At 63.9% G+C, this 1054-nt stretch carries 1 protein-coding gene; it reads right to left on the bottom strand.

Annotated elements, in window-relative coordinates:
- On the bottom strand, window positions 1–997 hold a 997-nt coding region (locus tag JD276_RS15700), incomplete at its 3' end, for an IS481 family transposase (RefSeq protein WP_200116600.1).
- Window positions 998–1054: the final 57 nt, after the last annotated feature.

Below are 1054 nucleotides of genomic sequence, written 5' to 3'. Positions count from 1 at the left end.
TGTAGTTCCCAGTGAGGTTGTGAACGCGATCTGACGGGGTCAGCCCTCCGATCCCGGTATGGGGTCGGTGATGATTGTAGTGATGCAGCCAGGCCTCGTACGTCTCGGCCCTGGCTGCATCACTGTCGTATACCTCGGCGTATGCCCATTCCTGCGCGAGGGTGCGGTTGAATCGTTCGACCTTGCCATTGGTTTGCGGCCGGTAGGGACGTGTGCGGCGATGTCTCACCTCCGGGCCGAGCGCTTGTGCGAAGGCGTGTGAACGGTAGCAGGATCCGTTGTCGGTCATCACCCCTGTCACGGTGACCCCGGCATCGGTGAAGAACTTGCGTGCTCGTTCCCAAAACCTGGCCGTGGTCTCCTTCTTCTCATCGGTGAGGATCTCGGAGTATGCCAGGCGCGAGTAGTCGTCGACGGCGTGATGCAGATACGCGTATCCGCGGCTCGGCAGGGCCCCTACTCGGGCCGCTCTGTCCCTGGCCACGCCCGCCCGCCGGTCTTGGGTGGAGCCGCGGCCATGCATGCGCCACCCGCCGCCATCAGGGATTCGCCCGAGCTTCTTGATGTCGACATGCACGAGCTCGCCCGGGGCCTGCTTCTCGTAACGCACGATCCGGGGTTTCCGGATGGGAAGCCCGGTCCCGCGATCGAGATGGGCAAGTTTCGGCATCCGGTATCTCGCGAGGACGCGTTCGATCGTGGAACGCGGAATACCGAGGTGGTAGCTGATGCGATGCGGCCCCCACTGGCGGGTGAAACGGAGGGAGATGATGCGATGCTCGCGGCGTCTCGGGAGCCGGCGTGGTGAATGGTGGGGGCGTGAGGAGCGATCCTCGAACGAGTCGCCTGCCCGATAGCGTGTGGCCCACTTCGATGCGGTCGCTGCTGAGACCTGGAAACGTTCAGCAGCGCGACGAATGGGCCAGCCCTCATCGACCACCAGTGCTGCGAGACGCTTTCGTCCGAGTGGGGTGAGGGGTGCGTTAGCGTGGGGCATAGAAGACCTCCGGCGGATGGTGAGTGTGGTAACCCACATCCTGTCGGAGGTCTTCGT

The sequence above is a fragment of the Leucobacter chromiisoli genome, assembly GCF_016522505.1.
GTDB lineage: Bacteria > Actinomycetota > Actinomycetes > Actinomycetales > Microbacteriaceae > Leucobacter > Leucobacter chromiisoli.
This window is presented reverse-complemented; position numbering and strand designations above follow the sequence as displayed.